Here is a 17,945-nt window from a genome sequence, read left to right on the forward strand (position 1 = left end):
TTCAACGCGCGGGCCCGACTCCAGCGTAGACGGGCGCCCCTCCCCGAAATAGCTTGGCGGCATGATCCGGAGAACCACTCCGGCACGCGTTTTCCTTCGGAGGGGAGAGCGATGAGGAGAAGCCGCCACAAGGCCTGGGCGCTGGCGCTGCTGGCCGTTCCGGGCCTGGCGCTGGCACAGGCCGGGGACAACGCCGCATCGGCCGACACGCCGCCGGCGGACGATGCGCTGTTCGAGCTGATCGGGGAGCCGGCGAGCGCGGAACCGGCGAGCGCGGCGACGGCAGCCGCCGCCGAGTCCCCTGCTGCGGCCCCAGCCGCCGCTCCTGAAGCAGCGCAGGCCGTGGAGCCGCTGGAGGTCATTCCCCTGCCCGGGAAACCCGCGGAACTGCCGCCAGCGCCGGCGGAGAAGCGCGCGCCGCGCACCATCGAGGAGGTGGTGGTGACGGCACGTCGCACGGCGGAAAGCCAGCAGGACGTGCCGATCGCGATCTCGGCGATGTCCTCCGACGACCTGCGGCGCGAGGCGATCAACAGCCCCCAGGACCTGCAGGGGCGCGTGCCCTCGCTGCTGGTGGGCGCGGGCAGCCAGATGCGCAATACCGAGACGCCGACGATCCGCGGCCAGGGCGCACAGTTCGGCGCCAGTCCGGGCGTGGTGATCTACCTGGGCGAGGTGCCCCTGCCCTCGGACCCGGTGGCGAACTACCAGGGTGGTGCCGGCAAGTTCTTCGACCTGGGCAATGTGCAGGTGCTGAAGGGCTCGCAGGGCACGCTGTTCGGCCGCAACACGACCGGCGGCGCGCTGCTGCTGGAGCCGCAGAAGCCCCAGGAGGGTTTCTCCGGCCTGCTGCGTGCCGGAGCGATGTCGCTCTCCGGCGAAGGAGGCCTCAACGGCCAGACCTACGAGGCGGTGCTCAATGCGCCGATCGCCGGCGATACGCTGCTGGCCCGTGCCGGCGGGCAGATCTACCGGCGCGACGGCTTCACCCACGACGTGGTCACGGGCAAGGACTACGACAGCAAGAACTACTGGACCGCCCGCCTTGGCCTGCTGTGGCGCGCCTCGGAGCGGGTGGAGAACTACCTGATGGGGTACTGGTCCGACAGCGACGACCATGGCACGGCGACGGTGATCGAGCGCATCAACCGCGAGGGGCTGAACCGGGCGATTCCCGGCGCGGTGGGGCTGGGCGTGCTGGCGACGATCCTGCCGGGTATCGACCTCACCCAGGTGGCCAACCTGGGTTGCCTGACGCTGAACGTGTTCGGCCCCTCGCGCAACTGCGGGCAGGACATCGTGGACGAGCAGGCGGCGCGCGACGTGCGCCACGTGCAGCTCAGCGGCGACCCCAACGACGTCCTGCAGACGGGCGCGGTGGTGGACAAGTTCAGCTTCCGGCTCAGCGACGCGCTGACGCTGGTGAACATCGCGAGCTGGTCGAGGCTGGAGCATTCCTACCGCTGGGACCTGGACGGTTCGCGTGCGGCACTCAACGAGTTCATCAACCCGCAGGACGTGCTGCAGGCGGACGTGAAGACGGTGACCGAGGAGCTGCAACTCCAGGGCGAGGCGCTGGACGGCCGGCTGGATTTCGTGGCGGGCGGCTACTACGAGACCACCGATGCGGCCGGCTGGATCGTGGCGAAATCCCTGATCTTCGTCGACGTGGACCAGCGCTACGAGCAGGAGAAGACGTCCTTCGCGCCCTTCGTGCAGGGCAGCTATGACCTGGGCGGGCTGTCGGATTCGCTTTCGGGGCTGAGCCTGACGCTGGGCGCGCGGCACACGACGGACGATACGCGGGTGAACGCCTCCATCCGCCAGCTGGCGCTGGGACTGGTGCCGCTGGTCGACAAGGACTTCTCGGCGACGGTGCGCAATTCCGAATGGACCTGGACGGTGGGGCTGGACTACAAGCTTGACAACCAGTTGGTCTACGGCAAGATCAGCCGCGGCTACAAGACCGGCGGTGTCGCGCCGATCGCGGTCAACCCGGATCACTACACCTACGAGCCGGAATACGTCACCAACTACGAACTCGGCCAGAAGGCGGACTTCGAGCTGGGCGGGGTACCGCTGCGGCTCAACACGGCGATCTACTACACCGACTACACGGGACTGCAGAAGGCGGGCATCGACGCCTACGTGGATCCGTCCAATCCCAGCCCGGTTCCGCAGCTGGGCCAGGCGATCTTCAACGTGGGCAGCGCCTGGGTGGCGGGCTTCGAGATGGACCTGACGCTACAGGCCTCGGAGAACCTGACGCTGCTGGGCACCTATGGCTATACCGAGGCGGAGTACGAGGAGTTCCGCTTCGGCTACAACGGCGCGACGCCGCAGCTGGATTGCACGGGCCAGGAGATCACGCGCGGCAATACGGTGGATTTCGCCTGCATCCCCTTCCAGGACATCCCGAAGCACCAGTTCAGCCTGTCCGGCCGCTACCGTCTGCCGCTCGACGAATCCCTGGGCGAGATGGAAGCCTCGATGACCTACGCCTACACGGCGCGCAAGTACAGCGGGCAGTCCTCGCCGCCGGAGGCGGAGCCGGGCGCCTGGCTGCCCTCCGTGGGGCTGCTCAACGCGAGCCTGGGCTGGAGCCGCATCTTCGGTTCCTCGCTCAGCGCGCAGCTCTTCGGCACCAACCTGACCAACGAGCTGTACCGCATCTCCAACAGCAACCAGTGGAACCTGACCTACTTCCAGAGTTCGATCTGGTCGGAGCCGCGGGTCATCGGCCTGAACCTGAGCTATGAGTGGGGGCGCTAGGCATGCGCAAGATCGACGGTGAAATCATCCTGTTCTGGACCCTGCCCTTCCTGGCCCTGAGCTGGCTGCTGGTGTTCCTGTTCTTTCCGGGCTTCTCGCCGCCGATGTCGCCGACGATGTCGGCCGAGGAGGTGGCGGCGTTCTACCGCGATCCGCAGAACCTTCCGCGCATCCGCTACAGCCTGATCGTGTTCAACTGGTTCGGCATCGGCATCGTGGCCTTCCTGACGCTGATCATGATGCAGATGCGCCGCATGGCGCACCGCACGCCGGTCCTGGCCTACTGCTACCTGGGCTGTTCCACCGGTGGCCCGGTGCTGTTCTTCATCGCGGACCTGTTCTGGCTGCTGGCAGCCTTCCGGCCAGAGCGCGATCCGCAGCTGACGCTGCTGTTCAACGACCTGGCCTGGATTTCCTTCACGGGGCAGGTGGGCTTCATGGTGGGACAGTGCGTGTTCCTGGCGCTGGCGATCTTCCTGGACCGCCAGCACAAGCCGGTCTTCCCGGCCTGGGTGGCGCACTTCAACCTGGCGGTGGCGCTGGCGATCGCCCCGGCGGCGTTCGTGGCGACCGCGCTGGAGGGCCCGCTGGCCTGGAACGGGCTGCTGTCGTTCTGGGTGCGCAACGGCGCCATCGGCCTGTGGCTGGTGGTGATGACCGGGGTGATGGGCCGGACGCTGTACCGGCAACGCGGCGAGGAGGCAGCGGCATGAGCGCCGTACCGACCGCCCCGCCGCCGCGGCCGGCGGGGCGCTGGGCGCGCCTGGGCTGGCACTGGCGGCACGATCCCAAGATCGAGCTGTGGATCATGTGGTGGGCGATGTTCTGCTTCTACCAGCTCTTCGGCGTCGTGTTCGCGCTGATGACGCGGGTGATGCCGCCGCCCAAGCCCTGGTGGGGCCAGGCCCGCATCGTGCAGTGGTTCAGCGACAACCACGACGGCCTGCTCTGGGGCTTCGGCATCTGCTTCCTGATCTCCGGGCTGGTGGCGTCCTGCAATGCGCTGATCGGCTACTCGATGCGGCGCATGTCGGTGAGCCGCGCCTTTCCCTACGCCTACATCGCGATCTATTCGCTCAGCACGCTGCCGGGCATGCTGCTGGCCGCGATCCTGCTGACGGTGGGAGCGATGCGCCCGGATCGCGATCCGGCGATCCTGAGCTGGATCTACGATGCGGCGTTCATGACCTTCGTCGGCACCATGGGGGTGTTCCTGGTGGGAACGGCGATCTGGATGCTGGCGATCCTGCTGGACCGGAACCGCGTGTTCCCGCTGTGGTTCGGCTACCTGAACATCTGCAACCTGCTGACCGAGGTGGTGGTGGCACCGGTATGGATCTTCCAGGAGGGGCCCTTCGCCTGGAACGGGGTGATCACCTTCTGGGTGGATACGCTGGTGTTCGTGGTCTACACGGCGGCATTCATCACGCTGCTGCGCCGACTGGTGCTGCGGGAGGATTTCGGCGAGGGGGTGTTGCCGGACCTGGCGGCGCCTTCGGCGGGGAGGGCTTAGCGTCATGGGTGCTTCGAGCCTCCCCCTCTCCCCCCACCGCTCTCCCAGCAGGGGAGAGGGGTGCCATGGGCTGCCCGGCCAGGCGGACATCTGGTACCTCGTGGGTTTCGAGGCGCTGGTGTTCAGCAGCTACTTCGTGGTCTACCTGCTGTACCGGAGCTGGAATCCGGACTTGTTCCTGCAATCGCAGCAGCAGTTGAACCAGAACCTCGGGGTGCTCAATACCGTGATCCTGCTGATCAGTTCCTGGCTGGTGGCCAGGGGCGTGCAGGCGGCGCGCGAGGGGCGCCACGAGGCGGCCGGCAAGCAGGTGTGGATGGCGATGGGCCTCGGGCTGCTGTTCGTGGGGTCCAAGCTGCTGGAATGGTCACTGAAGATCCAGGCGGGGTTCGAGTTCTCCACCAACCGCTTCTTCTCGTTCTACTACTTCCTCACCGGCATCCACGTGGTCCACGTGCTGTTCGGCTTCGTCTTCCTCGGCGTGGTGCTGTACCAGCTGGGCGGTCCGCGGCGGCGTTCGCAGCCGGTGATCGAGGCCGGTGCGATCTTCTGGCACATGGTGGATTTCCTCTGGGTGATGATCTTTGCCCTGCTGTACCTGATGAGGTGAAGCATGAGCCATGAAACCGACAGGCGGCTGGCGCTGGTCTTTGCCCTGCTGACCGGGGTGACGCTGCTGTCCTGGTGGCTGGGCGCCGGCGATGATCGTCAGGCGTTTTCGCCGGATGCCGCGCTGAGCCTAGCGGTGATCCTGATGGCGGCGATCAAGCTGCGGATGATCGTCTGGGAGTTCATGGAGCTGCGGCATGCGCCGCTGCGGGTGCGGCGGGGGGCCGATGGTTTCCTGTGGGGGATCGTGGGGGTGATGCTGCTGGTATATGCCTTCGGCTCGCGGATGCAGGTGTAGGCTGCCGCCCTGACCGCAACGCCGCGACCTCCCCCCAGCCCCTCTGCTGGAGGGATGGGGGCTTTCTGCCGGATCAGGCGGAGCCGAGCTGGCGGGAAACCTGGGCGGCGCTTTCGCGCAGTTCGCGCCCGATGCGGGCCAGGGCCTGGCCGCGCAACTGCTCGCTGATGCCGACGACGACCAGGCAATGGGTCACCTGCCGGCTGATGCCGAAGACCGGGGCGGCGACCACGGTGACGCCGGCCATGTAGTTGCCCTGGTCGATGGCGTAGCCATTGGCCTTGGTCTCCGCCACCTGGCGCTCCCACTCGGCCAGGGTCGGTGCGTTGTCCCAGCGCAGGCCCTTGAAGCGGCGGTGCAGTTCGTCGCGGTCGTGCTCGCCGAAGGCGGCGATGCAGCGGCCGGTGGCGCTGATGGTGGCGGGAAAGCGGCTGCCGATCTGGGCATGCAGCTGGATCATGGTCTCGGACCGCGCCATGGCGACGACGATCATGTGCTCGATACCGACGACGTGCACGCCCATGGCGGTGACGCCGTGCTCGCGGGCGATGCGGTCCAGGGCCGGCTGGGCGACGTCGGCGAAGCGGTTCTGCCCCAGCCACTGGCGCGCCAGCATCAGGACGCCGGCGTTGAGGGAGTACAGCTTGGTGGCCGGGTCCACCGCGACCAGTTCCTCGGCCACCAGCGTGCGCAGGATATGCAGGCAGGTGCTGGGGATGATGTTCAGCGCCCGGGCGATGGCCTGCACGCCCTGCGGCTCGTCCGAGCGCCCGAGCAGGCGCAGGATGGCCGCCGCCCGCGATACCGCGGGCACCGTGCTCTGTTCGAGAGCCGCGTCGAGCGCGGCGGCGTGGGGGTTCTTGGCCCCCGGGGTCTTGATCCTGGCCGCCATGAAGTCTTGGCTTCTTGCCGATGGTTTGTTCCCGGCAATGATACGGCCAAATGCCGGGCGGACACAGGCGCCCCGCCCCGTGCTTGCCCGCGCCGCGTGCCCGCTCCATCCCCGTGTTGCGCAAGGAATTTCGGGGCGATGCGCGGCACTGCGCGCCCAGACAGGAGTCCATGCTCGTTAGTGTACATCGCTGTTGACTATTAACTTCGCCGCGCGGTAATGTGGCCGGAACCTTCGGGGGTGGACTTTTGATCCTGTCGGAAGCCCGCCATACCACTCCAACGAACCCGGCCGCGAGCGAGTCATGAACCAAAACCTTCTGCAGTTCGAGGGCCGCATCGTCGTGGTGTCCGGCGCCGCGGGCGGAGGGATCGGGACGACGCTCACCCGCATGCTGGCGGAGGCCGGCGCCACGGTGGTGGCCGTGAGCCGCTCGGCGGACAACATCGCGAAGCACCTGGCGCCCCTGGCGGCGCGCGGGCTCAAGGTGGTGCCGGTGCAGGCCGACGCCTCCACCGACGAGGGCATCGCCGCCACCATGGAGAAGCTGCGGGCCACGCCCGGCACGCTCTACGGCCTGGTCAACGTGGCCGGCAGCGCCCCGCCCGCCACCTGGATGCGCGCCACCCGCGTGAGCCGCACCGACTGGCGCGCGCTGTTCACGCAGAACCTGGAGACCATGTTCTTCATGAGCCAGGCGGTGGCGGCCGAATTGCGCGAGAAGAAGCTGCCGGGCTCGATCGTCTCGATCTCGTCGATCAGCGGCCTGAACACGGCGCCCTACCACATCGCCTACGGCACGGCGAAGGCGGCCCTGGCCGCGGCGACCCGCACGCTGGCGGTGGAACTGGCGCTGGACAACATCCGCGTCAATGCGGTGGCTCCGGGTCCGACCGAGACGCCGGCCTCCGGCACCTTCATCGACAAGGACGAGGAGCGCGACCGCCGCGCCATCGCCATGGGCCGCCGCGGCCGTCCCGAGGAGCAGGCCGGCGCGATCCTGTTCCTGCTGTCGGAGCTGTCCGGCTACGTGACCGGCCAGACGCTGCTGGTGGACGGCGGCCTGAACCTGAAATGGACCCACCTGGGCGCCGACAACACCTCGCTGTTCCTCAAGAACGAGGAATTCCGCGCGGCGATCCAGCGCTGAGCCGGCGTCCGATCCCCCGAATATCTGCCGCAAACAAGGATTCAAGAGGAGAGCTGCAATGGCATTCGAAACCCGGGACCTGACGCCCCGCATCGCGACGGAGATCCGCGCCAGCAAGCAGGAGCTGCTGAGCGGCGAGTACGCCTCGAAGATCCGGGAGCTGCTGGAACAGCGCGGCGTGCTGGTGTTCCCGAAGATCGACTTCAACGACGACGAGCAGGTGGCCTTCACCAAGACCCTCGGCACCTTCGCGCCCGAGCACGACGGCGAGATCATCTACAAGGTCACGCTGGACACCAAGGTGAACGCCAAGGCCGACTACCTCAAGGGCTCCTGGTACTGGCATATCGACGGAACCATGAACCAGGTGCCGGTGCTGGCCTCGATCCTCTGCGCCAAGGTGCTGACCGAGGTCGGCGGCGAAACCGAGTTCTGCAACACCTATGCGGCCTACGACGACCTGTCCGACGCGGACAAGGCGGAGTTCGAGAAGCTGCGCGTGATGCACTCGGCCTGGAACACGCTGTTCTACTACGACCCCGAGCCGGATCCGCGCCTGCTGCGCGGCATGATGCAGATCGGCGACCAGGAATTGCCGCTGGTGTGGAAGCACCGTTCCGGCCGCAAATCGCTGGTGATCGGCGCCACCGCGCGCCACGTGGTGGACATGGAGTACAAGAAGAGCGCCGAGCTGCTGGTGCGCCTGCGCGACTGGGCCACGCAGCCGCAGTTCTTCTACCGCCACAAATGGACCGTGGGGGACATGGTGATGTGGGACAACACCGGCACCATGCACCGCGCGACGCCCTATGACCCCAATGCCGGGCGCCGGCTGCACCGCACCAAGCTGCAGGGCGAAGAAGCGTTCGCCTGACAACCGGCGCAGACCGGTCGCGTCCACGGGATTCGGAGGAGAGGCGGATGAACGCAGCACGAGGCGCAGCGGAGGAGTGGCGCGGGTACTGGTACCTGCCGCTGGTCGCGGCGCTGGGTTACGCCACATCGGTGATCCACGTCTATTCGATCGGGCCGTTCATCGAGCCCCTGCAGGCCGAGTTCGGCTGGGGACGCGCGCAGATTTCCCTGGGCCTGACCATCGCCAGCTTCGTCAGCGCGGTGTTCTGCATCCCGCTGGGCATGCTGGTGGACCGCATCGGCCCGCGCCGCATCGGCCTGGTCGGCGTGCTGCTGATGGCAGGCGCCTACGCCCTGCTGGGCACGGCCACCGGCAGCAAGGCCAACTGGGCCTTGCTGTGGACCCTGATCGCCGTCGGCACCGTCGGCGTTCAGGCCACGGTCTGGACCAGCGCGGTGACCAGCCGCTTCGAGAGATCGCGCGGCCTGGCGCTGGCGATCACGCTGTCCGGCGCGTCGCTCAGTGCCGCCCTGTTCCCGGTACTGGCGACCTGGCTGATCGGGAAGTACGGCTGGCGCTTCGGCTTCAACGGACTGGCCGGCCTGTGGATCGCGGTGGTGTTCCCCTTCCTGTTCCTGCTGTTCCGCGGCGCGCAGGACCGGCGCGCCGCCACGGCCGCCGTACCTGAACCCGCCCGGCTGCTGAGCGGCCTGACGCTGGCCGAGGGCCTGCGCTCGCCGACGCTGTACAAGCTGCTGATGGCCGCCGGCCTGTTCTCCTTCACGGCGGTGGGCACGCTGGTGCATTTCGTGCCGATCCTGACCGGCGCGGGGGTGCCGCGGCTGGAGGCCGCGGGCATCGCCTCGCTGATCGGCCTGTTCTCGATCATCGGGCGCCTGGGCACCGGCTTCCTGCTGGACCGCTTCCGCGCCCAGCACGTGGGTGCGGTGGCCTTCATGCTGCCGGTGCTGGGCCTGGGCCTGCTGCTGACGGACGGCGCCAACCCGGCCTACCAGATGATGGCCGCCGCCTCCATCGGCCTGACGCTGGGGGCGGAGGTGGACGTGATCGCCTACCTTGCGGCGAAGTATTTCGGCCTGAAGAACTTCGGGGCGCTCTACGGCGCGATGGTGATGGCGCTGTCCCTGGGCACCTCCTTCGGCCCGCTGTCGGCCGGCGCGATCTATGACCGCTATGGCAGCTACGCCCCGTTCATGACCCTGGACATTGCGCTGATGCTGATCAGCGCGCTCGCGCTGCTGAGCCTCGGCGCGCCGCCGCCGCAACTCGTGCCGGCCGCCTCCCCTTCGACGGAAAGCCCTACATGAAGTGCACGCCGACCCAGACCCCTGGCGACATCGACATCCCGGCCCTGAGGGAGAAGTACCGCCTGGAGCGCGAGCGGCGCTACCGCAGCGAGGGGCAGAAGCAGTACCTGCGCCCGAAGAGCGGCGAACGCGGCGATACGCTGGTGGACCCCTACCTGCCGGTGGCACCGCGCGCGCCGCTGTCGGAGGAGATCGACGTGGCGGTCCTGGGCGGCGGCTTCACCGGCATCCTCGCCGCCGTGCAGCTGCGCAAGGCCGGCGTCACCAGCTTCCGCAACATCGAGCACGCCGGCGACTTCGGCGGCGTCTGGTACTGGAACCGCTACCCCGGCATCCAGTGCGACAACGAATCGTACTGCTACCTGCCACTGCTGGAGGAGACCGGCTTCATCCCCAGCAAGCGCTTCAGCGACGGCACGGAGATCCAGGGACACTGCGTGCGCATCGCCCGCCAGTTCGGGCTCTATGACCGCGCCCTGTTCCATACCCGCGTCACCGGCCTGCGCTGGGACGAGGCGGGCCGGCGCTGGCAGGTCCGCACCGACCGGGGCGACCAGATCCGGGCGCGCTTCGTGATCATGGCCGGCGGTCCGCTGAACCGCCCCAAGCTCCCGGGCATCCCGGGGCTGCAGGAGTTCAAGGGCCGCGTGTTCCACTCGGCACGCTGGGACTACGGCTATACCGGCGGCAGCTGGGAAAACCCGGTGCTGGACAAGCTGGCCGACAAGCGCGTGGCGGTGGTCGGCACCGGTGCCACGGCGATCCAGATCGTGCCCTACCTGGCGCAGTACGCGAAGGAACTCTACGTGCTGCAGCGCACGCCGCCCAGCGTGGACGCACGCCCCAACCCGCCGACCGATCCGGACTGGGCCAGGACCCTGCAGCCGGGCTGGCAGAAGCAGCGCCAGGAAAACTTCCACCGCGGCGCGATGGAGGGATTCCGCCCGGGCGACGTGGACCAGGTCTGCGACTTCTGGACCGAGATCAACCGCAACGTGGCGGCGCGGCTCGCCGCGCAGGGCTGGCCGGAGATCACGCCGGAGACCTTCATGGCGATGCGGGAGGAGGAGGATTTCCATGTCATGGAGCGCTTCCGCCGCCGCATCGACGAGATCGTGCAGGACAAGCCCACCGCCGAGGCCTTGAAGCCCTGGTTCCGCTTCCACTGCAAGCGCCCGCTGTCCAGCGACAGCTACTACCCGAGCTTCAACCGGCCCAACGTCAAGCTGATCGACGTGTCGGCCACCAAGGGCGTGGAGCGGCTGACGGCGAACGGCTTCGTGCACGAGGGGCGGGAATACCCCATCGACCTGCTGGTCTGCGCCAGCGGCTTCGAGGTGACCAGCGACCTGGACCAGCGCTGGGGCATCGACGAGATCAGCGGGCGCGGCGGCGTCTCGCTCTACGACCACTGGGCCGAGGGCTACAAGACGCTGCACGGCGTGGTTTCGCGCGGCTTCCCCAACCAGTTCTTCACCGGCTATATCCAGGGCGGGCTGTATGCGACCACGGTGGAGCAGTTCAACCGCCAGGGCCATCACATCGCCTGGATCATCAGCGAGGCGCTGAAGCGCGGCATCGCGGCGGTGGAGCCGACGCAGGAGGCGCAGGACGCCTGGTGCCAGGTGATGGCACCGTCCACGGCCTTCTCGCAGTACCTGCAGAGCGAGTGCCCGCCGAGCTACCTGAACAACGAGTCCGGCAAGTTCCGCTACTACCTCGGCGAGTTCTACCTGGCCGGCTTCACGGCCTTCGAGCAGTTGCTGAAGGACTGGCGCGACAAGGGCGCCTTTGAAGGGATGGACACGGAGCCGATGGCCGCCGGTGCGGCGGCCTGAGCCACGCAGCCTGAGGAGGAGGATGGCATGAACAAGGCCGAGAGCTTTCGCATCGAGAACCTCACCGAGCCCCTTACTTTCCCGGTGGAGGCCTACATCTGCCCGGACTACGCCCGTGCCGAGCGCGAACGGCTGTGGCCGCGTACCTGGCAGCATGCCGGGCGGGTCGAGGAAATTCCCAACGTCGGCGACTTCGTCACCTACGAGATCGGCCGCGAATCGATCATCGTGATCCGCACGGCGAAGGACAAGATCAAGGCCTACTACAACGTCTGCTCGCACCGCGCGCGCCAGCTGATCGACACGCCGCCGGGCAGCAACGGTGTCTGCGGCAACAGGAAGGGCTTCGTCTGCGGCTTCCATGCCTGGCGCTACAACATCGAGGGCGAGTGCACCTACAAGCACGACGAGCCGGACTGGAAGGGCGCGCTGAACGCGGAGCGCACGAAACTCGGCGAGGTCCAGGTCGATACCTGGGGCGGCTGGCTGTTCGTCAACATGGACCCGGGGGCCCAGCCGCTGCGTGAGTTCCTGGGCGAAGCCGCGGACATCCTCGATCCCTTCGAGCTGCAGAACATGCGCTACAAGTGGCGCCAGTGGGTGATCTTCGACTGCAACTGGAAGACGGCGATCGAGGCTTTCATGGAGCCTTACCACGTCACCGGCACGCACTCGCAGATGCTGGCCAACGGCGATTACTACGCCTACAGCGCCGCCCACGGTATCCACGGTGTCTCCGGCTTCGACGTACGCAAGACCGCCGGCGCCAGCAGCGAGAAGGAAGCCAGCTCGGTGACCCGCACCGGCAAGGCCGGCAAGGACCCACGCGTCTCGACCTACGAGCTGCAGAAGGAAATCTACGAAACGGTCAACAACGCCAGCACCACGCTGACACTGGTCAACGCCGCCAAGCGCCTGGTCGACGAACTTCCGGAAGGCACGCCGGCGCCGGAGGTCATCAGGCACTGGCTGGCCAGCGCCCGCGCCGACGATGCCGCCCGCGGGGTGATCTGGCCCAACATCACGCCGGAGCAGCAGGGCAAGGCCGGGCTGGCCTGGAGCGTGTTCCCCAACATGTCGATATTGCAGGGGATTACGTTTGCGCTGTGCTACCGCGCGCGTCCCTATGGCGACGACCCCGACAAGTGCATCTTCGAGGCCTATGCCATCGAGCGCTTCCCGCCGGGCGAGGAACCGAAGACCGAGTGGGTCTATGCCGAGGCCACCCGCGAGAAGTGGGGCCTGGTGCTGTCGCAGGACTTCTCCAACATGGCCGCCGTGCAGCGCGGCATGCACTCGCGCGGCTTCCGCGGCACGCTGCCGAATCCTCACCAGGAGCGCAAGGTCACCAACTTCCATCGTGTCCTGGCGGACGTGATGGGCGCCGGCCACCTGCATCTGCTGGACAAATGAACATCTTCCGGGTGCGGTGACGCCCCCGACCACATCAAGCGTCATCAGCGATAAGACATCAAAGAGAGAACGACCATGGGCGTCAAAGTTTACGAGCGAATCCTCGACCTCCTGGAGGCCGAGGGCATCAACACCGTCTTCGGCATTCCGGATCCCAACTTCGTCCATCTTTTCGTCGCCGCCGAAAAGCGCGGCTGGAATGTCGTCACCCCGCACCACGAACTTTCCGCCGGCTTCATGGCGGAGGGCTACGCCCGCATGACCGGCAAGCCGGCACTGTGCATCGCCACGCTGGGCCCAGGCGTTGCCCTGGCCTCCGGCTCGATGATGACGTCGCTGGTCGAGAACACCCCGGTCATCTACCTGGGCGGCCAGCGCGCCCGCATCACGGAGCAACGCGTGCGCCGCGGCCGCATCCAGTTCATCCAGCAGGAGGCGCTGTTCGAAAACTCGGTGAAGTGGAGCGCCAGCATCGAGTATGCCGACCAGACCGACGAGATCATCCGCCACGCCCTGCGCGTCTGCCAGTCCGGCACGCCGGGCCCGGTCTACATCGAGTATCCGTCGCACATCATCCAGCAGGAGCTGGACGTGCCGCCGGCACTGCCGCCGTCGTCCTATCGCCTGGTAGAGCCCGGCGCCGACGGCAACATGGTGGCCAAGGCCGCCGAACTGATCCGGAACGCCGAATGCCCGGTGCTGCTGGTCGGCCACGCGGTGCAGTGCACCCGCGCCGGGCAGAAGGTCCGGGAACTGGCCGAGCTGATGGGCTGCCCGATCCTGCAGACCTCCGGCGGCAACGCCTTCATCGAGGGTGTCGAGGATCGCAGTTTCCCGTACCTGTTCTCCGAGGTGGGTGACGACATCGTCGCCAAATCCGACGTCGTCGTCGCCATCGGCACCGAGATCGGCGAGCCGGTGCACTACGGCCGCGGCTACCTCTGGGCCAACGGCAGGACCGATCGCAAGTGGATCTATGTCGAACTGGACCCGGAAGCGATCGGCCAGAACCGCCCGATCGACGTGCCGCTGGTGGGCGACCTGCGCACCGTCGTGCCGCAGCTCTGCGCCGCGCTCAAGGGCAGCCCGCGCAAGGAGCACCCCGACCTCCAGCGATGGATCAAGGAAGACAAGGAGCGCCTGCAGTCCCTCGCCAAGCAGGACTTCAAGACTCCCAGCGGCCGTGTCCATACCGGCCAGTGGGTCGTGGAAGCCACCAAGGCCATGCCGAAGAACGCGATCCACGCGCGCGACGGCGGCTGTACCGTGGTCTTCACCTGGACCTACCTGCAGTCGAAGCCGCACGACGTGGTCTGGAACCAGAACTTCGGCTGCCTGGGCACCGGCCTGGGCTATGCCATCGGCGCCTCGATTGCCGACGGCGGCAAGCGTCCGGTCCTGCTGACCACCAGCGATTCCTCGTTCCTGTACCACATCGGCGACCTGGAGGTGGTCCAGCGCTTCAAGCTGCCGATGGTCATCGTCGTGGCCGTGGACAACGCCTGGGGCCTGGAGGTGGGCGTCTACAAGCGCACCTTCGGCCACGGCAATACCACCGAGCCGGGGGTGCACTGGAGCAAGGACGTGCGCTTCGACCAGATCGCCAAGGGCCTCGGCTGCGAGGGCGTCTACGTCGACAAGGGCGAAGACCTGGGGGCGGCGGTGACCGCGGCCTTCGCCAGCGGCAAGCCGACCGTCATCCACGTGCCGATCGACCCCGTCATCAACCACGGCGGCAACCAGAACCTGGATACGCCGAACTACGCCCGGTTCCGCACCTGGTATGCCGAAGGTCAGCAGTAAGAGACGCACATAGTTCCTCTCCGGTCTACGGGAGAGGGCCAGGGAGAGCGTTTCTGTAGATCCTTCAACTTTTACAGGCACCCTCTCCCCTCCCCCTCTCCCGCAAGCGGGAGAGGGAAGAAAATAAAGGAGCCCCATGCGCGAGTACCTGAAGTTCTACATCGACGGCCAGTGGGCCCACCCGCTGGAGCCGAAGACCTCGGAAGTCATCAACCCGGCGACCGACCAGGTCTCGGGACGCATCTCCATGGGCTCCGCCGCCGACGTGGACCTGGCGGTGAAGGCCGCGCGCAAGGCCTTCGCCAGCTGGTCGCAGACGCGCCGCGAGCAGCGCCTCGACCTGATGCGCGCAATCCAGTCGGAGTACGACAAGCGCCAGGCGGACATCGGCGCGGCGATCACCGAGGAGATGGGCGCACCGGCGGCGCTGGCCAACGGCTTCCACGTGCAACTGGGGGCTGGCCACCTGGCCACCGCGATCGAGATCCTCAAGGAGTTCAAGTTCGAGGAACGTCGCGGCCATACCCTGCTGGCCAGGGACCCGATCGGCGTCTGCGCACTGATCACGCCCTGGAACTGGCCGATGAACCAGATCGCGGTGAAGGTCTTCCCCGCCCTTGCCACCGGCAACACCATGGTGCTGAAGCCGCCCCAGCTGGCGCCCTACTCCGCGCAGATCTTCGCGGAGGTGCTGCATGCGGCGGGCCTGCCGAAGGGCGTGTTCAACCTGATCCAGGGCGCCGGCTCGGTGGTGGGCAACGCGCTGTCGACGCACCCGCTGGTGGACCTGGTGTCCTTCACCGGCTCGGAATTCGCCGGCGTGGAGATCGCCAAGGCCGCCGCGCCGACGGTCAAGCGCGTCTGCCAGGAGCTGGGCGGCAAGAGCGCCAACATCGTGCTCGACGATGCCAACCTCGCCGCCAACGTCGCCGGCGCCACCGGCGGCATGATGGTGAACTCCGGCCAGACCTGCAGCGCCGGCTCGCGCCTGCTGGTTCCCAAGGCCCGCATGGCCGAGGCCATCGCGGCGGCGGAGAAGGCGGCGTCCGAGGTGACGGTCGGCGACCCCACTACCGAGGTCGCGATGGGGCCGGTGGTGTCCAAGGGGCAGTACAACGAGATCCAGCGCTACATCGAGATCGGTCTCGCCGAGGGCGCGACGCTCGTCGCCGGCGGCCCCGGCCGCCCCGACGGCCTGACCAGGGGCTGCTTCGTGAAGCCGACGGTGTTCGCCAACGTGCGCAACGACATGCGCATCGCCCGCGAGGAGATCTTCGGACCGGTCCTGGTGATCATTGGCTACGACAGCCTCGACGAGGCGGTGGAGATCGCCAACGACTCCGAGTTCGGCCTGGCCGGCTACGTCAACGGTGCCGATCCGCAGCAGTGCCTGGCCGTGGCGCGGCGCCTGCGCACCGGCTGGGTGTCGATCAACGGCGGCTTCGACTTCAACGCACCCTTCGGCGGCATCAAGAAAAGCGGCAACGGCCGCGAATGGGGCGAGTTCGGCTTCCATGAATACGTCGAGACCAAGGCCATGCTGGAACCGGCACCGGCGGCGCCGTAGAACACGATCAGTCCCCTCTCCCGCTTGCGGGAGAGGGGACCAGAAGAGAGAGGCAGCTCATGAACAACCTCCGTTTCGATAATCGCGTTGCCGTCATCACCGGCGCCGGCCGCGGCCTGGGCCGGGCCTATGCCCTGGAGCTGGCCTCGCGCGGCTGCAAGGTCGTGGTCAATGACGTCGGCGGCAGCCTGCAGGGCCATGGTGCCGATGCCGGACCGGCGCAGGAAGTGGCGAACGAGATCAGGGCGGCCGGCGGCGAAGCCGTGGCCTGCACGGACTCGGTGGCGACCGTCGAGGGTGGCAAGGCCATCATCCAGGCGGCGCTCGATGCCTTCGGCCGCATCGACATCCTGATCCACAACGCCGGCAACGTGCGGCGCGGTTCGCTCAAGGAGATGAGCTACGAGGACTTCGACGCCGTGCTGGACGTGCACCTGCGCGGAGCCTTCAACGTGGTCCGCCCCGCCTTTCCGCTGATGTGCGGACAAGGCTATGGCCGCATCGTGCTGACCTCGTCGGTCAGTGGCCTCTACGGCAACGTCAACGTCGTGAACTACGCCATGTCCAAGACCGGCATGGTGGGTCTCTGCAATGTCGCGGCGCTGGAAGGCGCCGCGGAGGGCGTGAAGTGCAATATCATCGCGCCCGGGGCGGTGACGCGGATGGCCGAAGGCCTCGACACCTCGCAGTACCCGCCGATGGGTCCGGAACTGGTCGCTCCCGTGGTAGCCTGGCTGTCGCACGAATCCTGCTCCGTCACAGGCGAGATTCTCAGCTCCATGGCCGGCCGTGTCTCGCGCATGTACCTTGCCGAAAGCCCCGGCGTGTACCAGCCGTCCTGGTCCGTGGAGCAGGTGGGCGAGAGGATCGAGTCGATCCGGCAGGGTGGCGAGCCCTGGGTGCTGTCGGTGGTACCTTCGGGCCAGATCGATCACATCCGCCGCAGCTTCGAGATGGCGCGGAAGGGCAGTTGACGCGGCACGGGTCCTGCAGGTGATCGGATACTTGACCTGACCGAGAACCGCATGAGTCCACCGAGCCGTTCCACCCCCGAACAGGAAGGCTTCTACTTCCACGGTCCGTACCGCCTGGCCTACGAGGTCTATGGCCCCGAGGATGGCGCACCCGTGATCCTGGTGCATGGCATCCTGCTGAACACGCACTGCAACCGCGACGTCGCCGCCTGGCTGTCCGCGGAAGGCTATCGCGTGATCCTGCTCGACCTGCTCGGGCATGGCCGCAGCGACAAGCCGCTGAAGGCGGCGGAGCACCGCGTGGACTTCTACGCCGAGCAGGTGCTGGGCCTGATGGATCACCTGGGCCTGGAGCGCGCGATCCTCGGCGGCCTGTCGCTGGGCGCGGTGACCATGCTCACCGTGGCCTGCCTCGCGCCGCATCGGGTGCAGGCCCTGATGCTGGAGATGCCGGTGGCCGAGAGCGGCGTGCCGGCGGCGGCGATCTTCCTGATTCCGCTGATGCTGACGGTGCACTACGCCCGCCCGGCCTGGCGGCTGCTGAGCCGCGTGATGAAGCGGATTCCGGAGACGCCCTATCCCCTGCTCAACAGCGCCGTCATCGCCGGACGGGCCGAACCCGAGGAAATCCGCGCGATCCTGCACGGCGTGCTGATCGGGCCGATCGTGCCCTCGCAGCGCCGGCGCCGGCATATCCAGCAGCCGGTGCTGGTGATCGGCCACGCCGGGGACCCGATGCATGCGCTGGCCGATGCCCGCGCCATGCGTCGCCACATGCCCAATGCCGAGGTGCTGGTGGCCCGCTCGCTGATCGAGCTGCGCACCAGGCCGGAGCGGCTGCGACCGCAGATCCTGGAGTTCCTGGGACGCGTGCCGCGTGGGGACGGCAAGATCGCTCATGCCGCCGCGGCGAACAGCTAGCCCGCGAAGGA

Annotated in this window: 15 protein-coding genes; 14 read left to right on the forward strand and 1 reads right to left on the reverse strand. The window is 67.6% G+C overall.

What is annotated here, in order from left to right:
- The first annotated feature begins 111 nt into the window (after window positions 1–111).
- From C3942_RS20430 to C3942_RS20450, 5 genes are all read left to right on the forward strand, one after another.
- Window positions 112–2,772, forward strand: a complete 2,661-nt coding sequence (locus tag C3942_RS20430; RefSeq protein ID WP_104232222.1) for a TonB-dependent receptor — start codon at window positions 112–114, stop codon at window positions 2,770–2,772.
- 2 nt (window positions 2,773–2,774) lie between these two features.
- Window positions 2,775–3,485, forward strand: coding sequence for a hypothetical protein (locus C3942_RS20435; protein WP_104232223.1), 711 nt, complete (start codon window positions 2,775–2,777; stop codon window positions 3,483–3,485).
- Entirely contained in the window at window positions 3,482–4,285 is an 804-nt protein-coding gene (locus C3942_RS20440) for a hypothetical protein (RefSeq protein WP_104232224.1), read from the forward strand. The genes C3942_RS20435 and C3942_RS20440 overlap by 4 nt, the downstream gene beginning before the upstream one ends.
- Before the next feature lie 100 nt (window positions 4,286–4,385).
- On the forward strand, window positions 4,386–4,895 hold the full coding sequence (locus tag C3942_RS20445) for a cytochrome c oxidase subunit 3 (RefSeq protein ID WP_207766177.1): 510 nt from the start codon (window positions 4,386–4,388) through the stop codon (window positions 4,893–4,895).
- Window positions 4,896–4,898: 3 nt separating this feature from the next.
- On the forward strand, window positions 4,899–5,192 hold the full coding sequence (locus C3942_RS20450) for a cytochrome C oxidase subunit IV family protein (protein ID WP_104232226.1): 294 nt from the start codon (window positions 4,899–4,901) through the stop codon (window positions 5,190–5,192).
- A gap of 73 nt (window positions 5,193–5,265) precedes the next feature.
- Here the strand turns inward: C3942_RS20450 and C3942_RS20455 are convergent, their stop codons facing one another.
- On the reverse strand, window positions 5,266–6,084 hold the full coding sequence (locus C3942_RS20455; RefSeq protein ID WP_104232227.1) for an IclR family transcriptional regulator: 819 nt from the start codon (window positions 6,082–6,084) through the stop codon (window positions 5,266–5,268).
- A 304-nt stretch (window positions 6,085–6,388) separates the two neighbouring features.
- Between C3942_RS20455 and C3942_RS20460 the strand changes: the two genes are divergently transcribed.
- From C3942_RS20460 to C3942_RS20500, 9 genes are all read left to right on the forward strand, one after another.
- A complete protein-coding gene (locus tag C3942_RS20460) occupies window positions 6,389–7,234 on the forward strand; it encodes an SDR family NAD(P)-dependent oxidoreductase (RefSeq protein ID WP_104232228.1) in 846 nt (281 codons plus the stop codon).
- A 58-nt stretch (window positions 7,235–7,292) separates the two neighbouring features.
- Window positions 7,293–8,108 (forward strand): TauD/TfdA dioxygenase family protein, encoded by an 816-nt coding sequence (locus tag C3942_RS20465; RefSeq protein WP_104232229.1) that lies wholly within the window; start codon window positions 7,293–7,295, stop codon window positions 8,106–8,108.
- Between the two features lie 47 nt (window positions 8,109–8,155).
- Entirely contained in the window at window positions 8,156–9,418 is a 1,263-nt protein-coding gene (locus C3942_RS20470) for an MFS transporter (RefSeq protein WP_104232230.1), read from the forward strand.
- Window positions 9,415–11,256 (forward strand): flavin-containing monooxygenase, encoded by a 1,842-nt coding sequence (locus C3942_RS20475; protein ID WP_104232231.1) that lies wholly within the window; start codon window positions 9,415–9,417, stop codon window positions 11,254–11,256. The genes C3942_RS20470 and C3942_RS20475 overlap by 4 nt, the downstream gene beginning before the upstream one ends.
- A 27-nt stretch (window positions 11,257–11,283) precedes the next feature.
- Complete coding sequence (locus C3942_RS20480; RefSeq protein ID WP_104232232.1) at window positions 11,284–12,669, forward strand: aromatic ring-hydroxylating oxygenase subunit alpha; 1,386 nt, start codon at window positions 11,284–11,286, stop codon at window positions 12,667–12,669.
- A gap of 75 nt (window positions 12,670–12,744) precedes the next feature.
- Window positions 12,745–14,472 carry a thiamine pyrophosphate-binding protein gene (locus C3942_RS20485; protein ID WP_104232233.1) on the forward strand — a complete coding sequence of 576 codons (1,728 nt, stop codon included), beginning with the start codon at window positions 12,745–12,747 and terminating at the stop codon, window positions 14,470–14,472.
- 136 nt (window positions 14,473–14,608) lie between these two features.
- On the forward strand, window positions 14,609–16,039 hold the full coding sequence (locus C3942_RS20490) for an aldehyde dehydrogenase family protein (protein WP_104232234.1): 1,431 nt from the start codon (window positions 14,609–14,611) through the stop codon (window positions 16,037–16,039).
- Window positions 16,040–16,098: 59 nt separating this feature from the next.
- Window positions 16,099–17,013, forward strand: coding sequence for an SDR family NAD(P)-dependent oxidoreductase (locus tag C3942_RS20495; protein ID WP_104232235.1), 915 nt, complete (start codon window positions 16,099–16,101; stop codon window positions 17,011–17,013).
- Window positions 17,014–17,064: 51 nt separating this feature from the next.
- Window positions 17,065–17,934: an alpha/beta fold hydrolase gene (locus C3942_RS20500; RefSeq protein ID WP_104232236.1), complete on the forward strand. Its 870-nt coding sequence runs from the start codon at window positions 17,065–17,067 to the stop codon at window positions 17,932–17,934.
- Window positions 17,935–17,945 lie beyond the last annotated feature (11 nt).

It is taken from the genome of Solimonas fluminis (assembly GCF_002930645.1).
Lineage (GTDB): Bacteria > Pseudomonadota > Gammaproteobacteria > Nevskiales > Nevskiaceae > Solimonas_A > Solimonas_A fluminis.